Origin of the sequence: Granulicella sp. S190 (assembly GCF_009766095.1) — a bacterium.
In the GTDB taxonomy this organism is placed as follows: Bacteria; Acidobacteriota; Terriglobia; order Terriglobales; family Acidobacteriaceae; genus Edaphobacter.
On the sequence record NZ_LMUD01000007.1, the window covers coordinates 50,221 to 75,068 of the forward strand.

Sequence of the window (24,848 nt, forward strand, 5' to 3'; positions counted from 1 at the left end):
TCCGGAATGAGCACGGTCAAGGCAGATTTGCCCTTCTGGGTTGTGAGGCTGAAACGATTTCCCTGAATCCTCGATTTGGCGCACATGAGGGCATCGCCAATCCGCAGGCCTGTCCACCGCATCAACTCGATGATCGCTCTCATTTCGGCTCCGAATTGGTCGGAGGGACGACGCGCACGCTTGTCGTACTCGAATGTGGCGGCGATCACCTTTTCATAGCGGCCACTCAATAACGGCCACGTCACGCTCGGGTCAGGCTTGATAGCCTTCAACTCGGTGGCGGGGTTTCCAGCAAGCCAGTGCATCTTCACGCAGTAGCCAAGAAATCTCTTGACCTTCTCGAGCCTCCTGCCTGCCGTTGTCTTGCCGATACGATCATCAGGATTCTTCGCCTTCGGTGACCACGAACTCTTCCAGTGGTCTAGGGCATCCGGCGTGATCTGGCTGAGACGGATGAGATGGTTCGAGTGCGCCCAGGCTCCGATATGTTTAGCGGCAGTCCGGTATTTGCTATGGGTATGCTCGTTGCCCGAATCGCTGTCTGCCTTCACGGACGCGAGCCACCGTCCCAAAGCATGGGTGATCGTGACCTCGCCAAGCTCCCGGGCTTGTTTGAGTTCATCCAACTCACGGAGTCTCTGCTTGACCGGATCCCAACTGTCCCTGATCTCTTGGGCCTGCTGTTCGGCCTTCTCCCAAGAGCGGGTCTTCGCGGAGACAGTCGTGTCCTTCCCGTCTCTTAATAGATAGAGGTATTTCGCACATTTGCAACGTCTCCACTGCGGCTCGCCTTTTTTTGAGCAGTCGGCGGAGTGGCGTGTGTAGACAGAGACAGTTTGGGTTTGGGGCGCAGCAAAGCAGGGTTCAGTTCGTGCATGCAAAAGAGTAACATTGCTCTCTTGCAATCCTCTTGCGCTCCCTGGAAAGTGCCAGCTAAGTTGTTGATTGTAAAGTGGTGGCCAGAGACGGGATCGAACCGCCGACGCCGGCCTTTTCAGGGCCGCGCTCTACCACTGAGCTATCTGGCCTTGGCATGAACGCCTATATCGGGGATCGCCAAGAACCACCGTGCGTTGCTTCTACATCTACCGGCCCCGGCTTTTTAGGGGGCTCCTCGCCGGTGAGGAACCAGCAACTCGGATGCAAGCTAAGTATAGCAACCTTGAGCTATCCCGCCAACTCACCTCTCTCGCGCTATCCTTTGTCATAACTTTTGAACCGCAAGGATGCCTATGTCCCGTTGCCTCCCAAGCTTTGCAGTTGCCTCTCTGATTTTTTGTGTTGCCACCCTTACTCAAGCGCAGGTTGCAGCATCACCCGCCCCAGTCAAGGGAGTCGTCGCAGTGGCGTCACCCCGCGAGCAGCGCGCGATCAAAGCTTTCAATGCAGCGAAGCAGAATCCCCTCCAACTCAACGCCTTCCTCACTCGCATGCCCAAGGGCGCAGATCTGCACATGCACCTCTCCGGAGCCATCTACGCCGAGACATTTATCAAAGATGCCGCTGTCGATCTTCTCTGCGTCAACCCCACCACGCACAGCTTCGTAAAGCCGATCGGAACCACTCGCAGTATTCCACCGCAGCCTGTCTGCGGCGAAGGCAACGTCCGTGCGGACAGTGCCTTTAAGGACCAGAAGCTCTACGACGCTCTCGTCGACTCTTTCTCCATGCGAGCCTTTGTTCCCAGCGCAGGAGTCAGCGGACACGACCAGTTCTTCGCCACCTTCGAGCGCTTCGGGGGCATCAACAAATCGCATACCGGCGAGTGGCTCGATGAGGTTGCCACCCGCGCAGCGGCGCAGAACGAGCAGTACCTCGAAGTCATGGAGACGCCTATCTTCACGGATGTCGCAAAGATTAGCTCCCATATCGAATGGCCTACGACCCCAGTCGATCCTGCGCAGAATCGCACCGGAAACGCCACGGGTACCAGCCGTGAAGACCTTAGCCATCTTCGCGAGACGCTCCTCAACGCAGGCCTCCGGGAGGAGGTCGCCGTTGACCGCAAAGAGCTCGACGATGCGCTGGATAGCCGCGATGCGATAGAAAACTGCGGCCAACCCAGCGCCCGGCCAGCCTGCTCGGTCAAGATCCGATTCCTCTACCAGGTCCTCCGCGCCTTTCCTCCGCAACAGGTCTTTGCGCAGACGCTCCTCGCCTTCGAGGTCGCCTCAGTCGATCCCCGCGTCGTCGGCCTCAACTTCGTTCAGCCCGAAGACGCCTATATGTCCATGTCGGAGTATCACCGGCAGATGCTTATGTTGGACTACCTCCACAACGTCTACCCGAAGGTCCACATCTCTCTTCACGCCGGTGAGATCGCTCCCGGCCTTGTTCCACCCGATGGTCTGCGCTTCCACATTCGTGAGGCCGTCGATCTTGGCCACGCAGAACGCATCGGCCACGGTGTCGACGTCATGTACGAAAACGAGCCTCAGGCGCTGCTAAAAGAGCTGGCTGACCGGCACATCATGGTAGAGATCAACCTCACCTCGAACGATGTCATTCTCGGCGTCACCGCGCCGTGGCATCCTCTCCCGTCCTACCGTGCCGCCGGCGTTCCTTTCGCGCTCTCAACCGATGACGAAGGCGTCTCCCGCATCGATCTCACCAACGAGTACACGCGCGCCGCTATGGAGTTCAACCTCTCCTATCTCGACCTGAAACAGTCCGCACGCACCAGTCTCGAGCACAACTTCCTTCCCGGAGCCAGCCTCTGGCAGCAGCCCGATGTCTTCACAAAGACCGTGCCAGCCTGCGCCGGACTGCCTCTGGGCTCAGAGAAGCCAAGCTCGAACTGCCTAAGCTTTCTTCAAGCCAACGAAAAGGCCGCCGAGCAGTGGGAGCTGGAACATCGCTACGAACGTTTTGAGTCTAGCCTGCCTTGAAGCCGCAGGATACTGGTTAAAGCCATAAGGTCGTTAGGAAAGTAACTTAATTAGTTACACAATAACCGGCTTGGACTCGCCAAGCGCCAAAACCTGTTTTGCTGAAGCCGAAAGCTCTTTCTCTCCCTGGCCGTTGAAGTTCTCTCTGGCCACCACCACGCAATCGCGACCATTGCGTTTAGCGTCGTAGAGAGCATGATCTGCCATCCGCAGCAGGTCTGTGCCATCTCTTGCCGGGGCAGGGAACATCGCCATCCCAATCGACACCGTGATGGGGCGCAGCGCCTCGCCTTTGAACTTCATCCGCAGTCCGCTCACGTGGCGCCGTATCATGTTGGCCTTCGCCAGCGCCAGTTCTTCGCTGATCTCGGGAAGGAGAATTACGAACTCCTCGCCGCCGTAACGGCAGACCACATCCTCGCTTCGCACCGTCTGCTGAAAGCAGTCGGCCACCTTGCGTAACACCACGTCGCCCGCCTCATGGCCGAAAGTGTCGTTGAATGCTTTGAAGTGATCGACATCCAGCATCAGCACTGCGAGCGACGTGTGGCGCCGAATCGCCCGCTGCACCTCGCGTTCAAGCGCAATCTCCATGAAGTGACGATTGAACAAGCTGGTCAGGCCATCCCGAATCGACTGGCTCTCAAGCTTCGCCCTGAGATTCAGCCCGGCAATCGCCATCGAAGCCAGCTCTACCATCTCCTGCACCAGTGCCATGCGGCTGGCTGCAACGTCCGCGATCTCCTGGGTCGGAAAGGAGAGATAGACAAACCCCAGCGTATCCCCCTGCGCCGCAAGCGGGATGCAGACGTAGTTGTCTGGCGCGGAACCTATGAAGTGAATGCAATGAAGCTCCGATTGTCCAGGCTTTCGCCATCGCAGTCTTCCCGCTCGCAGCCCACAGCACGCGTCCATATCGAACCCTTCAGACAGAGCCGAAGGATCGTTCCAGGAGGCCACCACCTCCAACATGCTTCGCGAGTTGTTGATGATCAAAGTTGCGCCGCTGCTCCCCGGCACAAGCTCCCGGAAATGTCGCACGGCGCACTCCTGGGCCTCCTTCGCGGTGACGCACAGCTGCAGTTCGTCGCGAGCTTCCTTCAATAGAATCGCCTCGGCACCCCGCCGCTCCAGCTCCTCGATCGTCGCCTCCAACTGATCGTTCGCCAGCGAAATCTGTTTTTCAAACGACCGCTGCCGCACCGCATCCTTCAGCAAAAAAGCGAAGAGCGCGATCACGACGAACAAAGAAAATCCCAGAAACCCTGCTCCAGAGAGGAGACTTCGATCCCGGCTGTCCTGCGACTCGTCCGAACGCCTTCGCAACAAGCCTCGTTCCTCCTCCTGCACCGCGTTAATGATGCGCCGGCAGTCCTGAATGTGCCCTTCGGGAATCTTTCCGGGCCGTTCAAATCCATCGACCACCTGGTACAGCTCCTGCACCTTCGCATCCAGCTCCTGCACATTTCGAATCTGCGTGGGATTGTCCTGAAGCAGACTCTCCAGATTGAGCACGCCGGTGTGCATGGCCACAGCAGCCGTCTGCGCACCTCGCTTTTCGGCCTCGTCTCCGGTTGCTTCGTATAACTGCATCCCGTAGCTCACGCGATCCAGCCGCTGTGACTCAGTCTGCAGGCTGGTAAGGATGGCGTGCGATCCGTCAAGCCAGTTGCGAGTCTCGATAAGATGCTGCGTATTTGTATAGACGACGAAGCCGCCCGCGCAGGTAAAGACGATGGCGCAGACGGCACAACCTACCAGCACAGGGATCACCCGGCTCGGCTTTATAGGGAGACGATGACTTCGCATCACGGAGGGTAAACTCAGCATAAAAACTCTCCTTGGGTTTCTTCGGATTGGATCTCTTCGGAAACGACCATTCGATCCGTGCTGGATCGACAGGTCTCAACTATTTTTGAACAAACTTCAGATCATTCCGCTCCATCAAGTTCGTTGCCCCATGACTGGAGAGATGCACTGATCCTCAATCTCCCTGGTTCTTCTCAAAGGCCGCGCTAAACTCATCTCCAGAGCCCATGAAAAAAGCCGTCACCACTCTCCTCCAGTTCTTCCTCTTCCTGATCGTCTTCGGGGCCTTCTCGCTCTTTCCGCCGTTCCACATCCAACACGTCCTCAGCTCAACCCCGGCCGGCACTCGCATCTTCGTCGCCGACGGTCTTCTCCTCGCGTTTGCCGTCTATCTTCTTATCGTCCTGATCGAAGTTTTGATGAAGCGCCTTCGTCTCTCTGCTCCCTGGACGACCCTCGCCTTTGTCCTCGCTGCGATCCTCGGACTCCTGATGAAGTTCGGTCTCCTCACGCGCTCTGCTTTTTAGCCGATCAGCCTACCCGGGAAATCAGCAAATCCATGTCAGACAGACTCTTCCAACTACTTAACGACGCTCAGCATCGTCTGGATGCAGGCTTCTCCCACCTTCCGCCGAACCCCGCACCACCGCTGGACGAAGCTGCCTCTGCGATCCTCCACCAGGTCGCAGACCGCCTGCAGGACAACTACCCCTACGCCCACCCTCTCTACGCCGGCCAGATGCTGAAACCGCCCCATCCCATCGCTCGCGCCGCCTACGCATTGGCCATGTCGGTCAACCCGAACAACCACGCCCTCGACGGAGGCCGCGCCAGCTCCTCCATGGAGGTCGAAGCCGTCTCCGCGCTGGCGAAGATGTTCCATCTGCCGCAGCACCTCGGCCATCTCTCCAGCGGCGGAACCTTTGCCAACCTGGAAGCCCTATGGGTCGCCGGTCAGCTTACGCCGGGCAAAGCCATTGCCGCCTCCGACCAGGCCCACTACACGCACAGCCGCATCTCAAGCGTGCTCGGCCTGCCCTTCCACGCTGTACCTTCCGATGCCTCCGGCCGCATGGGCCTCGCCGCCCTCGAGCATCTTCTCGAGACATCGAATATAGGCACCGTCGTCGTCACCTTGGGCACCACCGCTATCGGCTCCGTCGACCCACTGGACCAGATCCTCCTCCTGCAACAGAGATACAACTTCCGCATCCACGTCGATGCAGCCTACGGCGGCTACTTCACCCTCGCCGCCAACCTGACTCCCGAAACCCGCGCAGCCTTCGACGCCATCCCGCACGCCGACTCCATCGTCATCGATCCCCACAAGCATGGGCTTCAGCCCTACGGCTGCGGCTCCATCCTCTTTCGCGACCCTGCCGTAGGCCGCCTCTACAAGCACGACTCGCCCTACACCTACTTCTCCTCGAAGGATCTCCACCTCGGCGAGATCTCCCTCGAGTGTTCCCGCGCCGGCGCCTCCGCCGTAGCCCTTTGGGCGACTCAGCAGCTTCTGCCCTATGTCCCTGGAGGCGCCTTCGCGCAGGGCCTCGAATCCAGCCACACCGCCGCGCTCGAACTTTACCGCCGCCTGGCTCAATCCAACCACTTCTTCACTCCATCCCACCCGCCGCAGCTCGACATCGTCTTCTGGGCAGCCAAGGCTCCAACCCCGGAGGCCTCCTCGGCTCTGGCCCAGGCCATCTTCGACGAAGCCGCCACCCGCGACCTGCATCTTGCTCTCGCCAAACTTTCCACGCGCTTTTTTCCACATGACACTTGGAAAGATCTCTCACGGAGTAACCAGGAAACTACGGTCACCTGCCTCCGTTCAGTCCTGATGAAGCCAGAGCATCTCCTTTGGTTGGACCAGTTATGGCAGCGCCTTCAGGCGGCCGCCGAAAAAGTGACGGTCAATACCCCATTAGAACCAACGTAACTAACCTGCGTTCCATCTTTCGGTGGAGCATCCCTTTGGTAGAATCAGCCTTATTCGGTACACCAGAATGTCTTCTCTTTCGGATCTCGTGCAGAGCCTCTCCTCCACCGATAGAGTGCTGTATCGTCGCTCCTCATGCCACGCCGCCACGAGATGCAAAATTGGATGAGAAAAGGACCAACCAACGCATGACTCTTTCCCCTTCCGCCCCTCTCTCCTCCGTAGATCTCTCGACCCGCACCATCGCCTACTTCTCGATGGAGATCGCACTCTCTCCAGCCCTTCCCACCTACTCGGGTGGCCTGGGCATGCTCGCCGGCGACACCCTTCGCTCCGCTGCCGACACAGCCGCCCCCATGGTCGCGATCTCTCTCGTCCATCGCCTCGGCTACTTCCGGCAGAAGCTCTCCTCCGTCGGCCAGCAGACAGAGTCCGATGTCCCGTGGTCTCCCGAGACCACCCTCCCCAGCGCCAACCAGATCATCTCCCTCACCATGCAGGGTCGTCCGGTTCTCGTCCGCGCCTGGCGCTTCGATGTCGTCGGTACCACCGGTCACATCATCCCTGTTTTTCTGCTCGACACCGACGTTGAAGGCAACGACCCCTGGGATCGCCGCCTAACCGACCACCTCTATGGCGGTGATACCTACTATCGCCTCTGCCAGGAGACTGTGCTCGGCCTCGGCGGCATCGCGCTTCTCGACGCCCTTGCCTGTAAACCCAAGGTCTATCACATGAACGAGGGCCACGCCGCGCTGCTCGCCATCGGCCTTCTCGAAGACCATCTCGCCGGAACCCCGCTCAAGGACGCGACCGAAGCCGACATAGAGTTCGTCCGTCAGCAGTGCGTCTTCACCACCCACACCCCTGTTCCCGCTGGACACGATCAGTTCGGCACCGACCAGATGTATCAGGTTCTCGGCCACGAGCGCGGCGCAGCCATCGACCAGTTCGGCTGCCTCCACAACGGCCTGATGAACATGACCTACATCGCCCTGCGCTTCTCTCGATTCGTCAACGGCGTCGCAATGCAGCACGGCAAAGTCTCGCAGCAGATGTTCCCCGACTACAAGGTCTACTCCATCACCAACGGCGTCCACGCCGCCACCTGGCTCTCCGATCAGTTTCAGGAGCTTCTCGACGAAGAGATTCCGCACTGGCGCACCGACAACCAGTACTTCCGCTCCGTCTATGGGATCGACCCCGCCCGCATTGCCGCCGCCCATAACAAGGGCAAGCTGCGCCTCTTCAGCACGCTGGCCAAACGCACCAAGCAGCACTTCAACCCCAACGTTCTCACTCTGGGATTTGCCCGCCGCGTCGCAACCTACAAGCGCGCCAGCCTGCTCCTGCACGATCCCAAGCGTCTCGTCGAGATTGCAGAGAAGATCGGGGGCCTCCAGATTCTCTACGCCGGCAAGGCACATCCCGCGGACAACGCCGGCAAGGGTCTCATCCGTGATGTCTTCGCCTCGGCCACCAAGCTCAACTCCTCTGCGCTCAAAATCTACTACATCGAGAACTACGACTGGGAGCTTGGCGGTCTCCTCACTCAAGGCGTCGACGTCTGGGTCAACACGCCACGCCGCCCCTACGAGGCCTCCGGCACCTCGGGTATGAAGGCCGCGCTCAATGGTGTTCCCTCGCTCTCCATCCTCGACGGCTGGTGGATCGAAGGCTGCGCCGAAAACACCACGGGCTGGGCCATTGAAGATGGCGAAGACGAAGCGGCCGAAGCGACCAGCCTCTACCAGAAACTCGAAGAGTCCATCGCTCCCATGTACGCCAATCCCGGAGCCTGGTCGCGTATGCAGCAGCACTGCATCGCCATCAACGGCAGCTTCTTCAATACGCACCGCATGCTCGCGCAGTACTTCGAAAATTCCTACTTCCCGCCCACCATGGTGGGAGCAACGGTCAACCCTGTAAAACGTCGCCGCTCCACAGACCCCGTGACCGCGGAGCCGGCTCTGGTCTAAATCGACTGCAGAGATCAAAGAGAACAGAAATCGGCGCCGCAGGCGCGTCAGCCTCGATGGCAGATCGCGCCGTGCGCGCAGCACGCCGTTGCCTTAGTCCCCAGCCACAACCTCAGCCACGCGCCGCCCTTTGGTCCGTCTGCTTTGCGCAGCTCGGGCAAACCGCCCCCGCACCCGATCGAAAAAGAGATAAACCACCGGCGTAGTAAACAGCGTAAGAGCCTGCGAAACGATCAGCCCACCCACGATCGTGATCCCCAGTGGCCGCCGCATCTCACTCCCAGTCCCACGTCCAAGCGCCAGCGGCAGTCCACCCAGCAGCGCCGCCATCGTCGTCATCATGATCGGCCGAAACCGCAGCATACACGCCTCGAAGATCGCCTCCTGCGGTGTCTTCCCATGCTGCCTCTCCGCCACCAGCGCGAAGTCGATCATCATGATCGCGTTCTTCTTCACGATTCCGATCAGCAAAATAATCCCGATCATCGCGATCACGCTCAGGTCCACCTTGAACAGCAGCAGCGCCACAATCGCACCCACGCCCGCCGAAGGCAGAGTAGACAAGATCGTCAGCGGATGAATGAAGCTCTCATACAGAATCCCAAGCACCAGGTAGACCGCCACAAGCGCCAGAAGAATAAGCCACGGCTCGCTCTTCAGCGAATCCTTGAACGCCTGCGCCGACCCGGCAAATCCTCCATGAATCGCCGACGGCATCCCGATATCCACTCGCGCCTGTTGAATCGCCTGCGTCGCCGCACTCAGCGAAGCTCCCGGTGCCAGGTTGAACGACAGCGTCGTGGCCGGTGACTGCGATTGGTGATTTACGGCCAGCGGAATTCGCTGCGTCTCAAAGTGCGTCACCGCCGACAGCGGAATCATCGCGCCCGTCGTGCTCTTCACATAGATACTCTTCAGCGCGTCGGGATCTTCTTGGAACTGCGGCGCCACCTCCATCACCACGTGGTACTGATTTAGCGGCATGTACGTCGTCGATACCTGCGTCTGGGCAAATGCATCCGATAGCGTCGAATCGATCGTCAGCGGCGACACTCCCAGCCGGCTCGCCGTAGCCCTGTCGATCACCAACTGTCCGCGCAATCCCTGCTGCTGCTGGTCCGTCGCAACATCCTTGATCTGCGGCAGCTGGTCCATGGCAGCCTCCAGCAGAGGGCCCCAGTAGTTAAGCTCCTTCAGGTTGTCGCCGGTCAGGGTGTATTGATACTCCGTCGCTGTATTGCGGCCACCGATCCGCAGGTCTTGAAACGCCTGCAGATACATAATCACTCCCGGCAGGTTGCTCACCTTCGGCCGCAACCGGTCCACAATCACCTGCGCCGTGTCGCCCGTCTTCTGCCGCTCTGCATCCGGCTTCAGCGACATAAACATGAACCCGCCGTTCGAGTTGCCGCGTCCTCCTGCAAACGCCGTCACATCCTCCACTCCAGGGTCTTGCCCGGCAATCGCCGCCAGCGCCAGCACGTTCTTCTTCATCTGCGGAAACGAAACATCCTGCTGCCCCTGCACCTGCCCGCCGATGCGGCCAGCATCCTGCTCCGGAAAGAAGCCCTTCGGCACCAGGATGTACAGATAAACGTTCAGCACAAACGTCAGCACCGTAATGACCAGCACCAGAGTTTGATGCTTCAGCACCCATCGCAGCCCCAGCTCATACTCCGCCGCCAGCCACTCCAGCGACCGCTCTCCCGCACGATAAAACCATCCATGCTTCCTCGCGCTGTGCGGCTCCAGAAACTTCGCACTCAGCATAGGCGTCGTCGTCAGCGACACCACCAGCGAAACCAGGATCGCCACCGACAGCGTTACCGCAAACTCACGGAACAGCCGCCCCACAATCCCACCCATCAGCAGAATCGGAATGAACACCGCAATCAGCGATGTGCTCATCGACACCACCGTAAACCCAATCTCCTTCGACCCCACCATCGCCGCCTCAAATGGCGTCATCCCGGCCTCAAGATGGCGGCTGATGTTCTCGATCACCACAATCGCATCGTCGACCACAAACCCGGTCGAGATCGTCAGAGCCATCAGCGAAAGATTATCCAGCGTATACCCCAGCAGATACATCACCGCGAACGTTCCCAGCAGGCTCAAAGGCACGGCAACCGTCGGGATCAGCGTCGAGCGCACCTCGCGCAGAAACAGGAACACCACCAGGATCACCAGCAGGATCGAGATCACCAGCGTTCGTGTCACATCTTTCACCGAAGCACGAATCGTCGTAGTCCGGTCCATCGCCACATGCACTGAGATCGCCGGCGGGATCGACGCCTCCAGCATCGGTAGCATCTTCTTCACGTTCTCTACGGTCTCGATCACGTTTGCCGTCGAGGTCTTGAACACGATCACAAGAATCGCAGGCTTGCCGTTGAACACGCCGGTGGCATGAACGTCTTCAACGCTGTCGACGACCTGCGCCACATCCTCGATTCGCACCACGCCATGCGCCGTTCCTGGCCCCGCGCCCAGCCCGGTACTCGCAACCACCGGTGCCGTGACAGCCGCGGTCCCACTGGTCGTTGCAACTCCATTCGCGGTGGAAGCCGTACCTCCGCTCACAACCTGCGGATTACTCGTCAACGCGCTAGCCACCGAAGCAGGCAATCCGGAACTTGCAGCCGCCGAACTCACAGGTCCCTTGTCCGTCGCGACGATCAGTGGAGCATACGCCGCCGCACCAAACAACTGATCCGTCGCACTGATACTCCACCGCCGCGTGTCATCCTGCAGATATCCCTTCGGCTGATTCACATTCACGGTGCCGATCGCCGCCCGCAGAGCCTCCAGTCCTACGCCATAGTGCGCCAGCTGCATCGGGTTCGCTTCGATCCGTACCGAAGGCTTCGCGCTTCCGCCACAGAACGTCTGTCCCACACCCGGTATCTGCGCGATCTTCTGCGCCAGGATGCTATCGCAGGCGTCATACAACTGCGGCACATTCATCGTGTCAGAGGTCAGCGCGATAATCATGATCGGCGAGTCCGCCGGGTTCACCTTGTAGTACCCGGGATTACTCGGCAGATCCGCAGGAAGCTGACTCCTCGCCGCATTGATCGCAGCCTGCACATCCCGCGCCGCGCCATTCACGTCGCGCGTCAGATCGAACTGGAGCGTAATCCCCACCGTGCCGGTCGAAGAGTACGAAGTCATCTCGTTGACACCGGCGATCTTCGAGAACTGCCGCTCCAGCGGCGTCGCCACCGACGAGGCCATCGTCTCCGGATCGGCACCCGGCAGACTCGCACCCACCGAGATCACCGGAAACTCTACCTGGGGCAAACTGGCCACCGGCAGCAGCGTATACGCCACCGCGCCCGCCAGAATCACCGCAATCGACAGGAGAAACGTCGCTACCGGCCGCCGAATAAATGGTGCTGAAAAATGCATAGATCTAATCCCTCATCAATCAGCCGACATCGCGTGCGCGTGCAACTCCACGTCCTTCGGCCCTGACTTGCGTCGTGAACGTCGCGCGATCCGATCGAAGAACAGGTAAACCACCGGCGTAGTAAACAGCGTTAACACCTGTGACACAATCAATCCGCCCACAATCGTGATACCCAGCGGCCGTCGCAGCTCGCTCCCGGTACCCGTTCCTAACGCCAGCGGCAACCCGCCGAGCAGTGCCGCCATCGTCGTCATCATGATCGGCCGGAAACGCAACAGGCATGCCTGGTAGATCGCCTCCGTCGGTGTCATCCCCTGTTCGCGCTCTGCCTCCAGCGCAAAGTCGATCATCATGATCGCGTTCTTCTTCACAATGCCGATCAGCAGAATAATGCCGATCAGCGCAATCACACTCAGATCGACATGGAACAACAGCAGCGCCAGAATCGCGCCCACGCCCGCCGAAGGCAGCGTCGACAGAATCGTAATCGGATGAATGTAGCTCTCGTACAACACGCCAAGCACGATATAAACCACGATCAGCGCCGCCAGAATAAGTAACGGCTCATTCGCAATCGATGCCTCGAACGCCTTTGCCGATCCTTGGAACTCGCCCTTCACGCTCGGCGGCATATGTAGCTCTGCCTGCGCCTTGTTCACCGCATCGACCGCATCGCCGATCGATTTGCCCGGTGCCAGGTTGAACGAGATCGTCACAGCAGGGAACTGCCCCTGATGATTGATCACTAGCGCGGTCTGCTTCTCTTCAAAGTGCGTAAACGCGGATAGCGGCACCTGCGTCCCGTTCGAGCTCTTCACATAAATATTGTCGAGCGCCGCTGGGTTCCGCTGGTACTTCGGCGCTACCTCCAGCACCACGTGGTACTGGTTCTGCTGCGTGAAGATCGTCGACACCTGCCGCTGCGCAAACGCATCATCCAGCGTGTCGTCAATATTCTGTGGCGTAATCCCCAGCCGCGACGCCGTATCGCGATCGATCACCAGCTGCGCCTCCAACCCGCTCAACTGCTCGTCGCTCGCCACGTCGTTCAGAATCGGAATCTGCCTCAGCTTCGCGACCATCTTGTCAGTCCACATCGAAAGCTCATCAACATTCGCATCCTCCAGCGAATACTGATACTGCGTCCGGCTAACCCGGTCTTCGACCGTCAGATCCTGCAGCGGCTGCAGAAAGCACTGGATTCCGTCCACTGCCGCAACCTTCGGCCCTAGCCGCTCGATCACCTCGAGCGCAGTCGAACTCCTCCGCTCGCGGTCCTTCAGGTTGATCTGGATGCGCCCGCTGTTCAACGTCGAATTCGTTCCATCAATCCCAATGAACGAAGAGACACTCTCGACATCCTTGTCCTGCAGGATGATCCTCGCCAGGGCTTGTTGCCGCGAGCTCATTGCGCTGAAGCTGATCGTCTGGGGAGCCTCTGTTATTCCCAGCAGCACACCCGTATCCTGCACCGGAAAGAAACCCTTCGGCACAATCAGGAACAGATACACCGTCAGCGCAAACGTAGCCAGCGTTACCAGCAGGGTAATCGTCTGGTGCCGCAGCACAAACCGCACGCCCACCGCGTATTTCGCAATCACATACTCGAAGAACTCTTCACTCTTCTTATAGAACGCATTCTGCTCGGCTTCGGGAGTATGCCGCAGCAACTTGGCTGCCATCATCGGCGTCAGTGTCAACGACACCAGCGCCGAAACCAAAATTGTAACCGCCAACGTTACAGCAAACTCGCGGAACAGCCGCCCGACGATATCGCCCATGAACAGCAGCGGAATCAGCACCGCAATCAAACTCACCGTCAGCGACACGATGGTGAATCCGATCTGCTCCGAGCCCTTCAACGCCGCCTCAAGCGGCGAATCCCCCTGCTCGAGATAGCGCGCGATGTTCTCGATCATCACGATCGCGTCATCCACCACAAAACCAGTCGAGATCGTCAGGGCCATCAGCGAGAGGTTGTTGAGGCTGTATCCCAACAGGTACATCACGCCAAATGTGCCCACAATCGACAGCGGCACCGCAACCGAAGGGATGATCGTCGCAGCAATCGACCGCAGGAACAGGAAGATCACCATCACCACCAGCCCGATGGTCAGAATCAGCGAGAACTGCACATCCTTCACCGAGGCGCGAATCGTGTTCGTCCGATCGGTCAGCACCGACAACGACACCGTCGCAGGCATCGAAGACCGCAGCTGCGGCAGAATCTTCTGCACCTCATCCACCACGCCGATGATGTTCGCTCCCGGCTGCCGCTGGATGTTCACAATCACTGCCGGCTTCAACACCGCCTCGCGCTCTTGCTGGCCATGTATAGGAGCCTGCGCCGCAGTCCCCATCCACGCCGCTTGAAACAGGTTCTCCGCGCTGTCCACCGCATTCGCCACATCCGACAGCCGCACCGGCGACCCGCCGCGATACGCAATAATCACGTTGTTGTACGCTGCGCTCGAAGGCAACTGATCGTTCGCGCCAATCGTGTACGTCTGGCTCGCGCCGTTCAAACTTCCCTTCGCCTGATCCACATTGGTCGTGCCGATCGCCGCCCGAATATCCTCGAGGCTCAACCCATAGTTCGCCAACGCAGTGGGATTCGCCTGAATCCGCACCGCAGGCTTCTGTCCACCGTTGATCGACACCAACCCCACGCCCGAAAGCTGAGAGATCTTCTGCGCAATCACCGTATCCGCCAGGTCCTCCACCTTCGACAGCGGCAGCGTATCGCTCGTCAGCGCCAGCGTCATGATCGGCGCATCCGCCGGATTCACCTTGCTGTACACGGGCGGATTCGGCAGGTCCTTCGGCAGATAGCTGAACGCCGCATTGATAGCCGCCTGCACATCCTGCTGCGCGATGTCGATCGACTCCGCAAGGGAGAACTGCAGCGTAATCACGCTGCCGCCGCCAGAGCTCGACGACGTCATCTGGCTCAGCCCCGGAATCTGTCCGAACTGCCGCTCCAGCGGCGCCGTCACCGACGACGCCATCACCTCCGGGCTTGCCCCCGGATAAAACGTCTGCACCTGGATCGTCGGATAGTCCACCTGCGGCAGCGCCGACACCGGCAACTGTTCATACGCGACGAAACCCGCAAGCAAAATGGCCACCATCAAAAGCGAGGTGGCCACAGGCCGAAGAATAAATGGCTTCGATGGACTCAAGAGGGTTGCTCCGTGCCGCGCGTCATGCCCATCTCCGCCGTCGTCCCATCTCCGCTCTTCGCAGGAGCAACCTTAGGAAACACCTTGCTCCCATTCTTCAACTTCTCCTGCCCATCCACCACAATCTGGTCTCCCGGCTTCACGCCACCGCTAAGAATGATCTGCGTCCCTTCGGTCAGCTCCACGTTCACCGTCCGAGCCTCGACGTAGTAGTTCGTCTTGTTCTCCGGCAGCTCAATCGTTGGTCCATCGTCACTCTTCTTTGCCAGCGGATCCGGTGGCGGCTGCCCCTGCTTCAACAGATACACGAAGTTCCCTTGCGTCCCTGTCTGGAGCGCCGAAGCCTGGATTACCACTGCATTCCGCTTCTCTTGCAGAATCAACCGAACATTCACGAACTGGTTTGGAAACAACGCGCCATCTTTATTCTCGAAGACAGCCTTCGCCTTCACGGTCCCCGTCGTCGTATCGATCTCGTTATCGACTGTCAGCAGAGTGCCACTCGCCAGATGCGTCGACGCAGCGCGGTCATAGGCCTCCACCACCAGCTTGTCGCCCGCGCGTGTCTTCTTCAACACCTCTGGCAACTGATCCTCCGGCAGCGTGAAGATCACGGCAATCGGCTGGAGCTGCGTCACCACCAGCAGGCCATTTGTATCTGCTGCATGCACAATATTTCCCGCATCTACCTGCCGCAACCCAACCACGCCGTTGATCGGCGACACAATCTTCGTATATCCCAGGTTCACCTTCGCCGCTTCAATCGCCGCCTGATCCGCAGCCACCGATCCCTCAGCCTGTCCCGCGGTAGAGATCTGCGCCTGCTGGCTCTCCTTCGACGTCACCCCGGCCTGCAGCAGCGCCGTATAGCGCGCAGCCTCGGCTCGAGCGTTCACTGCATTCGCCTGGTCCTTCACCAACTGTCCCTGCGCCTGCTCCAGCGCCGCCTGGTAAGGCTTCGGATCGATCTCCGCCAGCACCTGCCCTTGCCGCACCGCCTGTCCCTCGCGCACCGGAACCTGCATCAGCTGTCCATCCACGCGGCTCTTGATCGTCACCGTGTTGTAAGCCGTCACCGTCCCCAACTCGGTCAGAAAGATCGGCATCGTCTTCTCTTCAACCGAGGCCACCTGAACCGGAGTCGGACGATCTGCCTGCGCCGCCATCGTCATCTGCACGACGTTCTGTTCCTTCGTGTTGCTGCGGATCTTCCAGATCGCCGCGCCCACCGTCGCGAGGATCACCAGAACCACAATCCACTTCCGCGCCGGCGAACCCTTCGGCTGCTCAGGCACCGGTTCGGTCTGCGGCAAACTCCCACGCGACGCATCAGCCGGTACTCTATCGTGGCGTTCTATCTCGTTCAGCTGCGTTGTCGACATGGAGGGGTCTCTGCTCTCTCGGAAAATTCACTGCACGAACAAATTGTTTCCTGTGCCAGATATCTAAGAATAAATGATAATGGCGTTGATCGTCGAAGCAGTTTCGCTGCAAACGCATCTACGGAAACCCATTGCGATAGAAACACTTCTGTTTCGTATCTTTGTTAGACGTAAGGAAGGACACTTTTGCCTCACACGGCCTCTGCAATCGACAACGCCGCGCTGCCGATACTCTGTGTCGACCTCGATGGAACTCTCGTCAAATCCGACACCCTGCACGACTCTGCGCTCGCCGTCGCCCGCCACCATCCCGCAGCTCTACTTCACCTTCCCGCGTGGCTGCTTCAGGGCAAGGCCGCCCTCAAACGCCACCTCGCTGCCACCGTCCAGCTCGACGTCGCCCACCTCCCCTACAACCGGGAACTCGTTCAGTATCTTGAGCAACAGCACGCCACCGGCCGCCCCATCTACCTCGCCACCGCAGCCGACGCCGACACCGCCCAGCGCGTCGCCGACCACCTCGGCCTCTTCACCGGCGTCCTCGCCTCCGACGGCCAGCTCAACCTCGCCGGCAAAAACAAGCTCGCCGCCTTCCAGTCTCAATTCGGCGATAACTTCTCCTACATCGGCAACGCCATCCCCGACCTCACCCTCCTCGAAAGCTGCAAGGAGCCCATGGTCGCCAACCCGACGCCAGCCCTTCGCGCCGCTCTACGCAAGGCCCGCGTCATCCCTGTCCGCACTTTCAACGAAACGGCATCTTCCTTCAAATCCTGGCTCAAAGCCATCCGCCTCCATCAGTGGGCCAAGAACGTCCTCATCTTCCTGCCGCTCCTCCTCGCTCACATTCACGCGCCAGGCCTTGTTGCCGGAGCAATCCTGGCCTTCTTCAGCTTTGGCCTCTGCGCCTCGGCCACCTACATCGTCAACGACCTCCTCGACCTCGAAGCCGACCGCCAACACCCCCGCAAACGCCGCCGTCCCTTCGCCTCAGGCGATCTCTCCGCGCTCGCGGGAGTCGCCGTCGCCATCCTCTTCCTCGCGGCCTCATTGGCTCTGGCTCTTCTTGTCCCTGTCGTCATCGCAGCGATCTCGCCCAACTCCGCCCTCCTGCGCCCCCATCAGTTCCTCCTCTGGCTCGGCATCTACCTCGTTACTACCCTGGCCTACTCTCTGCGACTCAAACGCGCCGTCCTGGTAGATGTCATCGTGCTCTCCGGTCTCTACACCATCCGCATCATCGCCGGCTCGGCCGCCACGGGAGTCGCCGTCTCCACCTGGCTCGCCGGCTTCAGCATCTTCTTCTTCCTCTCGCTCGCCTTCGTCAAACGCTTCGCCGAGCTCGAAAATCTCCGCGACCGTGGCGGCGTCTCCGCCGGAGGCCGCGGCTATCACATCACCGACATCGAGCAACTCCGTAGCTTCGGTTCAGCCAGCGGCTACGCTTCGGTCGTCGTCCTCACCCTCTACATCTCGAACCTCGACGCAGCCCAGCTCTACCAGCACACCAACCGCCTCTGGCTTCTGGTTCCCGTCCTGCTTCTCTGGATCAGCCGCCTCTGGTTCCGGGCCTCGCGCGGCCAGCTCGATGAGGACCCCGTCGTCTACGCCATCACCGATCGCCGCAGCCTCCTCATGGGTGCTCTCGTAGTCCTCATCGTCCTCTCCGCCCTCTAGAGCAGAAGGCGCACTGGCAGTGAGGCGCATGATGGGCTCCCATGCCCCATCGGGGACATCGCTCTAAAGACATCCCCCCTCGCCGCAGGTCTCCTCCAAGCCGCTCTTTACGAACTACTTATGCGCAGCTTTATAGCATCGCCTTGTAGTTAGAAGGGAGGCATGCAAATGCCCAATGTGCATGGTATCGAGTTCAATCCCAATCAGTCGGAGCTCGTCAAGGATCTGGTTCGGGAACTCCTCAAAGATGGCGGCTGCGTCGTATACGCACTGAACAACATGAAGCCCAGCGGCGAGCTCAGAATGGCGCCCACCCCGCCCACTCCAAGCCAAAGAGAGGTTGGTGGAGTCTTCCTCAGAATCCGACCCGGGATTAACCAAGCCACCATCGTCCGGCCGATGAACGCGAAGGCTGGTGAACCCCTCACCAAGCTCGCCAAGATCACCCAGGCCGAGACCCTTGAGATGATCCGCATCTGGCGAAAAGAGACCAAATCCGGCCCCATCCTGATCAAGTCAGCTGCCGCCGCAGGCAAAGGGACCAACCCCTCAGCCCCCGGCCAGACCACCCAGGCAGGCGTCTAGGGGAAACAACCAAACAGCCCTGATAGCTCCAAGGCAATGCCCAGCGTTCAGGGCTGTTCCACATACTCCCGTTGAAACACAGCCTCCACCCCCACCCCAAACGCATCCGCAATCCGAAACGCCAGCTCCAGCGAAGGCGCATACTTTCCCGCCTCGATCGCCAGCACCGTCTGCCGAGTCGCTCCCACCTTCTCTGCCAGCGCCTGCTGCGTCATCTCCCCATGCTCAAACCGCAGCCGCCGCACCTGGTTCGAAATCTTCATCTTTGTCTTCATGCCGTCACATCGATTCGGTGCAACACCAGCTGCGTCCCCGTCCTCAGCGCCTCAATTCCAAACCAGACCGCAATAATCAATCCCGGCGAGGTCAGCTGCTTTACCGTGTACATCTCAGACATTAGCGCCCACACCCATAAGCCCCCCACCGCCATCAACGTGAGATAGCTCACTTTGAAAGCCTTGTACTCGATCAACTGATCCCGTTCATCGCTCTTCTCTACTTTGGAAAAGATCGCGACCGCGATCAGGTAGACGATCTGCAGCACAACAATCAAAAGGATGTTGCCCACCACAGACCATGGTTTGTCGCTCACACGAACCCACCCAAAGTAGTAAGCGCAACCGATCACAATTGGAAGAAACTGTCCCAAAATCAACTTCTCTTGATAACTCATTCACAGTCTCCTGAGTAATGTGTAGCGAACTTAATGTATAATTAAATATACATAATGTAAATATTTATTTACACCCTCCAAAAACAATCAACATATCCGCCCTTCATTTACCCTGAAAGAAATGTCCGACGAAATCACTCCACTGCACAGCTTCGACGACGCCTCCCTCGACACCGCCTTCACCACTCTGGCCGATGAGGTCCGCACCGAAACCGACTCCCTCAGCGACCCCGAAGCCTTCCGTCTTCATTGGCTGGGCCGCAAACAGGGCCGCCTCAAGCTCATCAGCGAAGCCTGGCTCAAATCCGCGCCACCCGAAGCCAAGAAGGCCCTCGGCATCCGCTTCAATCAGCTCAAGCAGCAGATCGAAGCTGCTCTCGAAGCTCCCACCGCCGTCGCCACAAAATCAGCAGTGCATGGAATCGACATCACCCTCCCCGGCACCGTCCGCTCCCCCGGCATCCCCCACCCGCTGCTCAGCACCATGCACGAGGTCGTCTCCGTCTTCCATCACCTCGGCTACAGCACCAACCTCGGCCCCCAGGTCGAGTCCGACTTCTACAACTTCGAAGCCCTGAACTTCCCGCCCAACCATCCCGCGCGCGACACGCAGGACACGCTCGTCATCGCAAATCAGCAGTCGCGCCCCAGCCGCGATCGCCTTCTCATGCGCACCCACACCAGCCCCGTCCAGATCCGCACCATGATCGCGCAAGCTCCCCCGGTCCGCATCGTCATTCCCGGCAAGGTCCACCGCAACGACGCCGCCGACGCCACCCACTCTCCCATCTTCCACCAGATCGAAGGCCTCTGCGTCGACACCAACATCACCTTCTCCGACCTCAAGGGAACGCTCGACCACGCCATGAAGGCGCTCTTCGGCTCCGACGTCAAAACCCGCTTCTTCCCATCCTTCTTCCCCTTCACCGAACCCAGCGCCGACGTCCAGATCTCCTGCATCTTCTGCGGTGGCAAAGGCTGCCGCAAGTGCAAACACAGCGGCTGGATCGAGCTCCTCGGCTGCGGCATGGTCGACCCCGCCGTCTTCGCCGCAGTCACCGCCGAGCGCAGAAAGATTAATCCCGCAGACGACGCCTACAACTCCGAAAAGATCACCGGCTTCGCCTTCGGCATGGGAGTCGAGCGCATCGCCATGATGCTCCACGGCGTCTCCGACATAGGCCACTTCTACTCCGGCGACATGCGCTTCTTAGAACAATTCGCCTAAGCAGGAAAAGGTAAAAAAGTCACGAAGTGGCCGCTCGCCGCGCAGGCGGCCCGTCCGGCAGGACGAAGCCTTATCACCGCCCTCATTCCTTATGGTTTCTTTATGTTTCACTAACGAAATCTTTATTCCGAAACCGGTTAGATGAAAAGATTGCTGCTCATCGGAGGCGGCAGTTCCCTCCATGCACGAACGCCCCTGCCGTCTCATATTCTTGAATGCCGTCCTGATCGTCCTGTCCGCCGCCTCCTCGTTAGCCCAGGATCATAGCGACGCATCCTCCCCCGCAGCACCCGCAGCCTCAACTCCAGAAGCACCAAAGCCCTTTTTTCCCGCCCTCATCGACGCGTACAAAGAAGACTGGCACCCCACCCGGTCGTCAGGCCCTGACCCAGTTCGTCGCGGCTATCCGGCCCCGCTCGACTCCGTCCCATTCCCCAGCAGCGACTACAGCGTAGGCGGAACCCCAGTCATCGGCGCGCCCGACACTCAGACCTACCCGCTCATGCAGGCCATCAACCAAAACAAAACCCGCACCAAAATCTACGGCTGGTTCAACGGCGGCTTCAACGTCAGCACCTCCAATAAAGGCGACGGCGCCAACTCACCCGCCTCCTACTACTACAACCCCAACCGCATAACCCCTGACCAACAGGTCCTCTTCATCGAGCGACTTCCCGACACCGTCCAGACCGATCATGTCGACTACGGCTTCCGCTTCGCCCAACTCTGGGGACAGGACTATCGCTATACCACCGCCAAGGGCATCTTCTCGCAGCAGCTCCTCGCCAGAAATCACGAGTACGGCTACGACCCCGTCATGTTTTACTTCGATCTCTACATCCCTCACGTCGCCAGGGGAATGAACATCCGCATGGGCCGTTACATCTCGCTACCCGACATCGAAGCCCAGCTCGCACCCAACAACTACACGTACTCGCACTCGATCCTCTACTCCATCGACCCCTATACCCAGACCGGCATCGTCGCCTCCATCAAGCTCTCTGACCACTGGCTCATCCAGGGTGGCTTCTCCGGCGGCAACGACGTCGCCCCATGGACCAAAGACGCTCAGTCCACCGGCACCGCCTGCGTCGACTACACCTGGCACAAAGGCGGCGATGCTCTCTACACCTGCGCCAACTCCTTCAACAAGGGCAAGTACGCCTACAACAATCTGCAGGGCTACTACGAGACCTGGTACCACAAGATCAACGCTACTTGGCACACCGATACCGAAGCCTGGTACATGTACCAGCGCGACGTACCCAACATCGGCGGCAACGTCCCCAACCCAATCAAGCCGGAGATCGGCTCCAACGGAGCCTTCTGTTCCTTCGGCGAAAGAACCTGCTTCGCACCCGAGGTCGCAGTGGTCAACTACCTCGAAAAAGAGTTCAGCAAAAAAGACTACCTCTCCATCCGCAATGAATTCGTCGACGACATCAAAGGCCAGCGCACCGGCTACACCACCAAGTACTCCGAGCATCTCATCAGCTACGGCCACTGGATCGGCAGCACCCTCCTCTTCCGTCCGGAGATCCGCCTCGAGCACTCCTACAATCTCAGCGCCTACGATCTAGGTACCAAAAAGACCCAGTTCATCGCTGCTGGCGACATCACCTATCACTTCTAATCGTCAACTGACTAAAGGTATAAAAGTCACGAAGTGACCGCGCGCCGCGCAGGCGGCCCGTCCGGCAGGACACGCTGAAAAGCTCGCCGAAACTCCCGCGGCGTCTGTCCCTTCAGCCCCTTAAACTGCCGATTAAAATTAGCCAGATTCCCATACCCCACCTCATCCGCGATCACCGCAATCGGCTTCTCACTATTCAGCAGCAGCGCACAAGCGTGCCCCACGCGCAGGTGCGCCACATACATCCCCATCGTCATCCGCGTCTGCCGTTTGAACAGCCGATGCAGCGAGCTCCGGCTCAACGCTCCAACCTTCACCAGCCTCTCCACTACCATCTCGTCGCGATAGTGCTCATGCAGATGAGAGATTACTCTCCCAATCCGCTCCTCAGTGGCCTCCGCAAAGCTCTCACTCTGATTCGCCTCTGAAGCCAGCGGCAAGCTCCCATCATCCTCCGCCAGCAACAGCAAAACATTCAGCAGCCCAGTCAGCCGAGCCCCAGCCCCCTGCTCAACCATCGCGCAGATAATCTCCCGCGCCTTCTCCCGCACCGGCTCAGAAAACGTCAACGCCCGCGAAGACCGCTCCAGCAGCCGCCGAACCGGCCTCAGCTCCACATGCGGATCGATCATCCCTTTCACAAACGCATCGCTGAACCAAAGCACCAGCGCCTGGTGCTCCCTCTCCTTGCAAACATCCTCACTCGAGCACCAGGTATGCGGAATCTTCGGCCCAATCAACACCAAATCCCCATCGTCGTACCGCGAGATGTTGTCCCCCACAAATCTCTGCCCGCGACTATTCAGCGTCAGCGTCAACTCATACTCGCTGTTGTAGTGCCACTCAAACGGAATTGCAGACAGCCGCCGATCAAACAACACCCACGAAGAATCCTTCGAAGTCTTAATGTGCTCCAAAAACGGCTTCATCCCGCCCCTTTAAAAATCTATCCACAGAATCGTTGCTGTGCTGCTGCCGGCCCATTGCGGTTGCCTGTCTTTTTGTTTGTCATCCGTAGGGATCTGCCGTTGCCGTCGCGGTTGCCGTTGTTGTTGTCTGTTCTTTTGTTTGTCATCCCGGAGGGATCTGCTGTTGTCGTTGCTGTTGTCGTTGCTGTTGCTGTTGCCTGTCTTTTTGTTTGTCATTCCGGAGGAATCTGCGGTTGTTCTTGCCGTCGCTCGCCCTCTCTTCACCCCCCAAAAATCGTCATCTCGACCGAAGCAAATCAGCACTTCCACACACAGCCCTCAAAGCCGACGCAATTATAGCCATCCAACCCACCCAAGTGAGATTCCAGTACCAGTATTTGGCACCCAAAGCCAACAACTCCCGTCCTTCCCGCAATAAAGTTCTCTCGTACGCAACCCGCGCAAAGGATCGGAACCGAAAATGAGAACCCAAACCGCAGTCCTCGAACACAACGTCGTCGGCAAGCCCGGCGAAAACAGCCTCAACATCGAAGTCGCCCGCCAGCCCCTCCGCGAGATCAAGAAAAAGCTCCCCCTCCGCGTCCTCTCGCAAGCCGACTTCGACCACTGGCAGACCTACGGCTACGTCGTCGTCCGCCAGGCCGTCCCCTCCGCCAACGTCGAGCGCACCCGCAACTTCCTCTGGGAGTTTCAGGAGATGGACCCCAACGACGTCGGAACCTGGAACGCCGCCCAACTCCGCAATCACGCCATGAAGGAACTCAACAACAGCGGCATGGTCGAGGTCTACAACCACCAAGTCCTCTGGGACAACCGCCAGGAGCCCCGCGTCTACGACGCCTTCGTCGACATCTGGGACGACGAGCGCCTCTGGGTCACCATCGACCGCGCCAATCTCAACACACCCAATCGCAGCAACCGCGCCTTCACCGGCTTCATCCACAACGACGTCGACACCACCCTCGACCCGCTCCCCGTCAACGTTCAGGGCGTCCTCTCACTAGTCGACACCGACGAATCCACCGGCGGCTTCCAGTGCGTCCCCGAGATCTTCCGCAACTTCGAATCCTGGAAGAAGACCCAGCCCGCCGACCGCGACGGCTTCAAACCCGACATCACCGGCTACGAACTAAAGCCCGTCCTCATGAAAGCCGGCGACCTCCTCATCTTCAACAGCCTTCTCACCCACGGCATCCGCCCCAACACCTCAGAAGACAAAGCCCGCGTAGCGCAATACATCTCAATGACGCCAGCCGACGGCGGCAACGAACAGATCCGCCAGCGCCGCATCGACTCCTGGCGCGAACGCCGCGCCCCCGAAGGCTTCGCCTTCCCCGGAGACCCCCGCGAGTGGGAGCGCACCAAATACAAAACCGCAGAACTAACCCCACTAGGCCGCAAGCTTCTCGGTCTCGATCCCTGGTAGAACACAACACTGTAACTTGAATGTCGTCATCCTGAGCGCAGAGAAGGATCCCTGTATTTGCAGTTGTCGTTTGCCCTACTTTTGCATTTTCTTCCTGCGAAACAAA

The 24,848-nt window shown here is 59.3% G+C and carries 18 protein-coding genes and 1 tRNA gene; 9 read left to right on the forward strand and 10 right to left on the reverse strand.

The window, feature by feature from the left end; all coding sequences use genetic code 11:
• Both GSQ94_RS02260 and GSQ94_RS02265 read right to left on the reverse strand, forming a co-directional pair.
• On the reverse strand, positions 1-626 hold a 626-nt coding region (locus GSQ94_RS02260), incomplete at its 3' end, for a hypothetical protein (RefSeq protein ID WP_158941695.1).
• Positions 627-953: 327 nt separating this feature from the next.
• Positions 954-1,028 (reverse strand) — tRNA-Phe (locus GSQ94_RS02265).
• Positions 1,029-1,232: 204 nt separating this feature from the next.
• On the opposite strand from GSQ94_RS02265, the gene GSQ94_RS02270 reads away from it, so the two are divergent.
• The gene (locus GSQ94_RS02270; protein WP_158941696.1) at positions 1,233-2,888 is read left to right on the forward strand and encodes an adenosine deaminase; all 1,656 of its coding nucleotides are present in this window, start codon (positions 1,233-1,235) and stop codon (positions 2,886-2,888) included.
• A gap of 54 nt (positions 2,889-2,942) precedes the next feature.
• Here the strand turns inward: GSQ94_RS02270 and GSQ94_RS02275 are convergent, their stop codons facing one another.
• The gene (locus GSQ94_RS02275; protein WP_158941697.1) at positions 2,943-4,718 is read right to left on the reverse strand and encodes a GGDEF domain-containing protein; all 1,776 of its coding nucleotides are present in this window, start codon (positions 4,716-4,718) and stop codon (positions 2,943-2,945) included.
• A gap of 206 nt (positions 4,719-4,924) precedes the next feature.
• Between GSQ94_RS02275 and GSQ94_RS02280 the strand changes: the two genes are divergently transcribed.
• The 3 genes from GSQ94_RS02280 (at position 4,925) to glgP (ending at position 8,615) form a co-directional block, all read left to right on the forward strand.
• The gene (locus GSQ94_RS02280; RefSeq protein ID WP_158941698.1) at positions 4,925-5,224 is read left to right on the forward strand and encodes a hypothetical protein; all 300 of its coding nucleotides are present in this window, start codon (positions 4,925-4,927) and stop codon (positions 5,222-5,224) included.
• Between the two features lie 32 nt (positions 5,225-5,256).
• Positions 5,257-6,636: an aminotransferase class I/II-fold pyridoxal phosphate-dependent enzyme gene (locus GSQ94_RS02285; RefSeq protein ID WP_158941699.1), complete on the forward strand. Its 1,380-nt coding sequence runs from the start codon at positions 5,257-5,259 to the stop codon at positions 6,634-6,636.
• Positions 6,637-6,824: 188 nt separating this feature from the next.
• Positions 6,825-8,615: an alpha-glucan family phosphorylase gene (glgP, locus tag GSQ94_RS02290; protein WP_158941700.1), complete on the forward strand. Its 1,791-nt coding sequence runs from the start codon at positions 6,825-6,827 to the stop codon at positions 8,613-8,615.
• Between the two features lie 93 nt (positions 8,616-8,708).
• On the opposite strand, the gene GSQ94_RS02295 is transcribed toward glgP, so the two are convergent.
• From GSQ94_RS02295 to GSQ94_RS02305, 3 genes are read right to left on the reverse strand one after another with little or no spacing between them, the layout of a single operon-like run.
• The gene (locus GSQ94_RS02295) at positions 8,709-12,026 is read right to left on the reverse strand and encodes an efflux RND transporter permease subunit (RefSeq protein ID WP_158941701.1); all 3,318 of its coding nucleotides are present in this window, start codon (positions 12,024-12,026) and stop codon (positions 8,709-8,711) included.
• Positions 12,027-12,041: 15 nt separating this feature from the next.
• Complete coding sequence (locus GSQ94_RS02300; protein ID WP_158941702.1) at positions 12,042-15,209, reverse strand: multidrug efflux RND transporter permease subunit; 3,168 nt, start codon at positions 15,207-15,209, stop codon at positions 12,042-12,044.
• On the reverse strand, positions 15,206-16,591 hold the full coding sequence (locus GSQ94_RS02305; RefSeq protein WP_158941703.1) for an efflux RND transporter periplasmic adaptor subunit: 1,386 nt from the start codon (positions 16,589-16,591) through the stop codon (positions 15,206-15,208). Before GSQ94_RS02305 ends, GSQ94_RS02300 begins: the two co-directional genes overlap by 4 nt.
• Positions 16,592-16,777: 186 nt before the next feature.
• Between GSQ94_RS02305 and GSQ94_RS02310 the strand changes: the two genes are divergently transcribed.
• Positions 16,778-18,268: a UbiA family prenyltransferase gene (locus GSQ94_RS02310; protein ID WP_158941704.1), complete on the forward strand. Its 1,491-nt coding sequence runs from the start codon at positions 16,778-16,780 to the stop codon at positions 18,266-18,268.
• Between the two features lie 168 nt (positions 18,269-18,436).
• Complete coding sequence (locus tag GSQ94_RS02315) at positions 18,437-18,853, forward strand: CRISPR-associated protein Cas5 (RefSeq protein WP_158941705.1); 417 nt, start codon at positions 18,437-18,439, stop codon at positions 18,851-18,853.
• Between the two features lie 47 nt (positions 18,854-18,900).
• Here the strand turns inward: GSQ94_RS02315 and GSQ94_RS02320 are convergent, their stop codons facing one another.
• Together GSQ94_RS02320 and GSQ94_RS02325 are read right to left on the reverse strand one after the other, a co-directional pair.
• Positions 18,901-19,116, reverse strand: coding sequence for a helix-turn-helix transcriptional regulator (locus tag GSQ94_RS02320; RefSeq protein ID WP_371417421.1), 216 nt, complete (start codon positions 19,114-19,116; stop codon positions 18,901-18,903).
• Positions 19,117-19,124: 8 nt separating this feature from the next.
• Positions 19,125-19,526: a hypothetical protein gene (locus tag GSQ94_RS02325; protein ID WP_158941707.1), complete on the reverse strand. Its 402-nt coding sequence runs from the start codon at positions 19,524-19,526 to the stop codon at positions 19,125-19,127.
• Between the two features lie 121 nt (positions 19,527-19,647).
• Between GSQ94_RS02325 and pheS the strand changes: the two genes are divergently transcribed.
• Together pheS and GSQ94_RS02335 are read left to right on the forward strand one after the other, a co-directional pair.
• The gene (gene pheS, locus GSQ94_RS02330; protein WP_158941708.1) at positions 19,648-20,754 is read left to right on the forward strand and encodes a phenylalanine--tRNA ligase subunit alpha; all 1,107 of its coding nucleotides are present in this window, start codon (positions 19,648-19,650) and stop codon (positions 20,752-20,754) included.
• Positions 20,755-20,935: 181 nt separating this feature from the next.
• The gene (locus GSQ94_RS02335) at positions 20,936-22,387 is read left to right on the forward strand and encodes an outer membrane beta-barrel protein (protein ID WP_158941709.1); all 1,452 of its coding nucleotides are present in this window, start codon (positions 20,936-20,938) and stop codon (positions 22,385-22,387) included.
• 26 nt (positions 22,388-22,413) lie between these two features.
• Here the strand turns inward: GSQ94_RS02335 and GSQ94_RS02340 are convergent, their stop codons facing one another.
• Positions 22,414-23,316 carry an AraC family transcriptional regulator gene (locus tag GSQ94_RS02340; RefSeq protein WP_216842995.1) on the reverse strand — a complete coding sequence of 301 codons (903 nt, stop codon included), beginning with the start codon at positions 23,314-23,316 and terminating at the stop codon, positions 22,414-22,416.
• A gap of 9 nt (positions 23,317-23,325) precedes the next feature.
• Positions 23,326-23,625, reverse strand: coding sequence for a hypothetical protein (locus GSQ94_RS02345; protein WP_158941710.1), 300 nt, complete (start codon positions 23,623-23,625; stop codon positions 23,326-23,328).
• Positions 23,626-23,776: 151 nt separating this feature from the next.
• Here GSQ94_RS02345 and GSQ94_RS02350 point away from each other — a divergent pair, with 151 nt between their 5' ends.
• A complete protein-coding gene (locus tag GSQ94_RS02350; protein WP_158941711.1) occupies positions 23,777-24,742 on the forward strand; it encodes a phytanoyl-CoA dioxygenase family protein in 966 nt (321 codons plus the stop codon).
• The last annotated feature ends 106 nt before the right edge of the window (positions 24,743-24,848 follow it).

What these genes read in the sequence shown, in the direction of transcription:
- GSQ94_RS02335 (WP_158941709.1), top strand. Translation starts at nt 20,936, where the DNA reads ATGCACGAACGCCCCTGCCGTCTCATATTCTTGAATGCCGTCCTGATC.
- glgP (WP_158941700.1), top strand. Translation starts at nt 6,825, where the DNA reads ATGACTCTTTCCCCTTCCGCCCCTCTCTCCTCCGTAGATCTCTCGACC.
- GSQ94_RS02340 (WP_216842995.1), bottom strand. Translation starts at nt 23,316, where the DNA reads ATGAAGCCGTTTTTGGAGCACATTAAGACTTCGAAGGATTCTTCGTGG.
- GSQ94_RS02305 (WP_158941703.1), bottom strand. Translation starts at nt 16,591, where the DNA reads ATGTCGACAACGCAGCTGAACGAGATAGAACGCCACGATAGAGTACCG.
- GSQ94_RS02320 (WP_371417421.1), bottom strand. Translation starts at nt 19,116, where the DNA reads ATGAAGATTTCGAACCAGGTGCGGCGGCTGCGGTTTGAGCATGGGGAG.
- pheS (WP_158941708.1), top strand. Translation starts at nt 19,648, where the DNA reads ATGTCCGACGAAATCACTCCACTGCACAGCTTCGACGACGCCTCCCTC.
- GSQ94_RS02295 (WP_158941701.1), bottom strand. Translation starts at nt 12,026, where the DNA reads ATGCATTTTTCAGCACCATTTATTCGGCGGCCGGTAGCGACGTTTCTC.
- GSQ94_RS02350 (WP_158941711.1), top strand. Translation starts at nt 23,777, where the DNA reads ATGAGAACCCAAACCGCAGTCCTCGAACACAACGTCGTCGGCAAGCCC.
- GSQ94_RS02270 (WP_158941696.1), top strand. Translation starts at nt 1,233, where the DNA reads ATGTCCCGTTGCCTCCCAAGCTTTGCAGTTGCCTCTCTGATTTTTTGT.
- GSQ94_RS02315 (WP_158941705.1), top strand. Translation starts at nt 18,437, where the DNA reads ATGCCCAATGTGCATGGTATCGAGTTCAATCCCAATCAGTCGGAGCTC.
- GSQ94_RS02285 (WP_158941699.1), top strand. Translation starts at nt 5,257, where the DNA reads ATGTCAGACAGACTCTTCCAACTACTTAACGACGCTCAGCATCGTCTG.
- GSQ94_RS02275 (WP_158941697.1), bottom strand. Translation starts at nt 4,718, where the DNA reads ATGCTGAGTTTACCCTCCGTGATGCGAAGTCATCGTCTCCCTATAAAG.
- GSQ94_RS02280 (WP_158941698.1), top strand. Translation starts at nt 4,925, where the DNA reads ATGAAAAAAGCCGTCACCACTCTCCTCCAGTTCTTCCTCTTCCTGATC.
- GSQ94_RS02325 (WP_158941707.1), bottom strand. Translation starts at nt 19,526, where the DNA reads ATGAGTTATCAAGAGAAGTTGATTTTGGGACAGTTTCTTCCAATTGTG.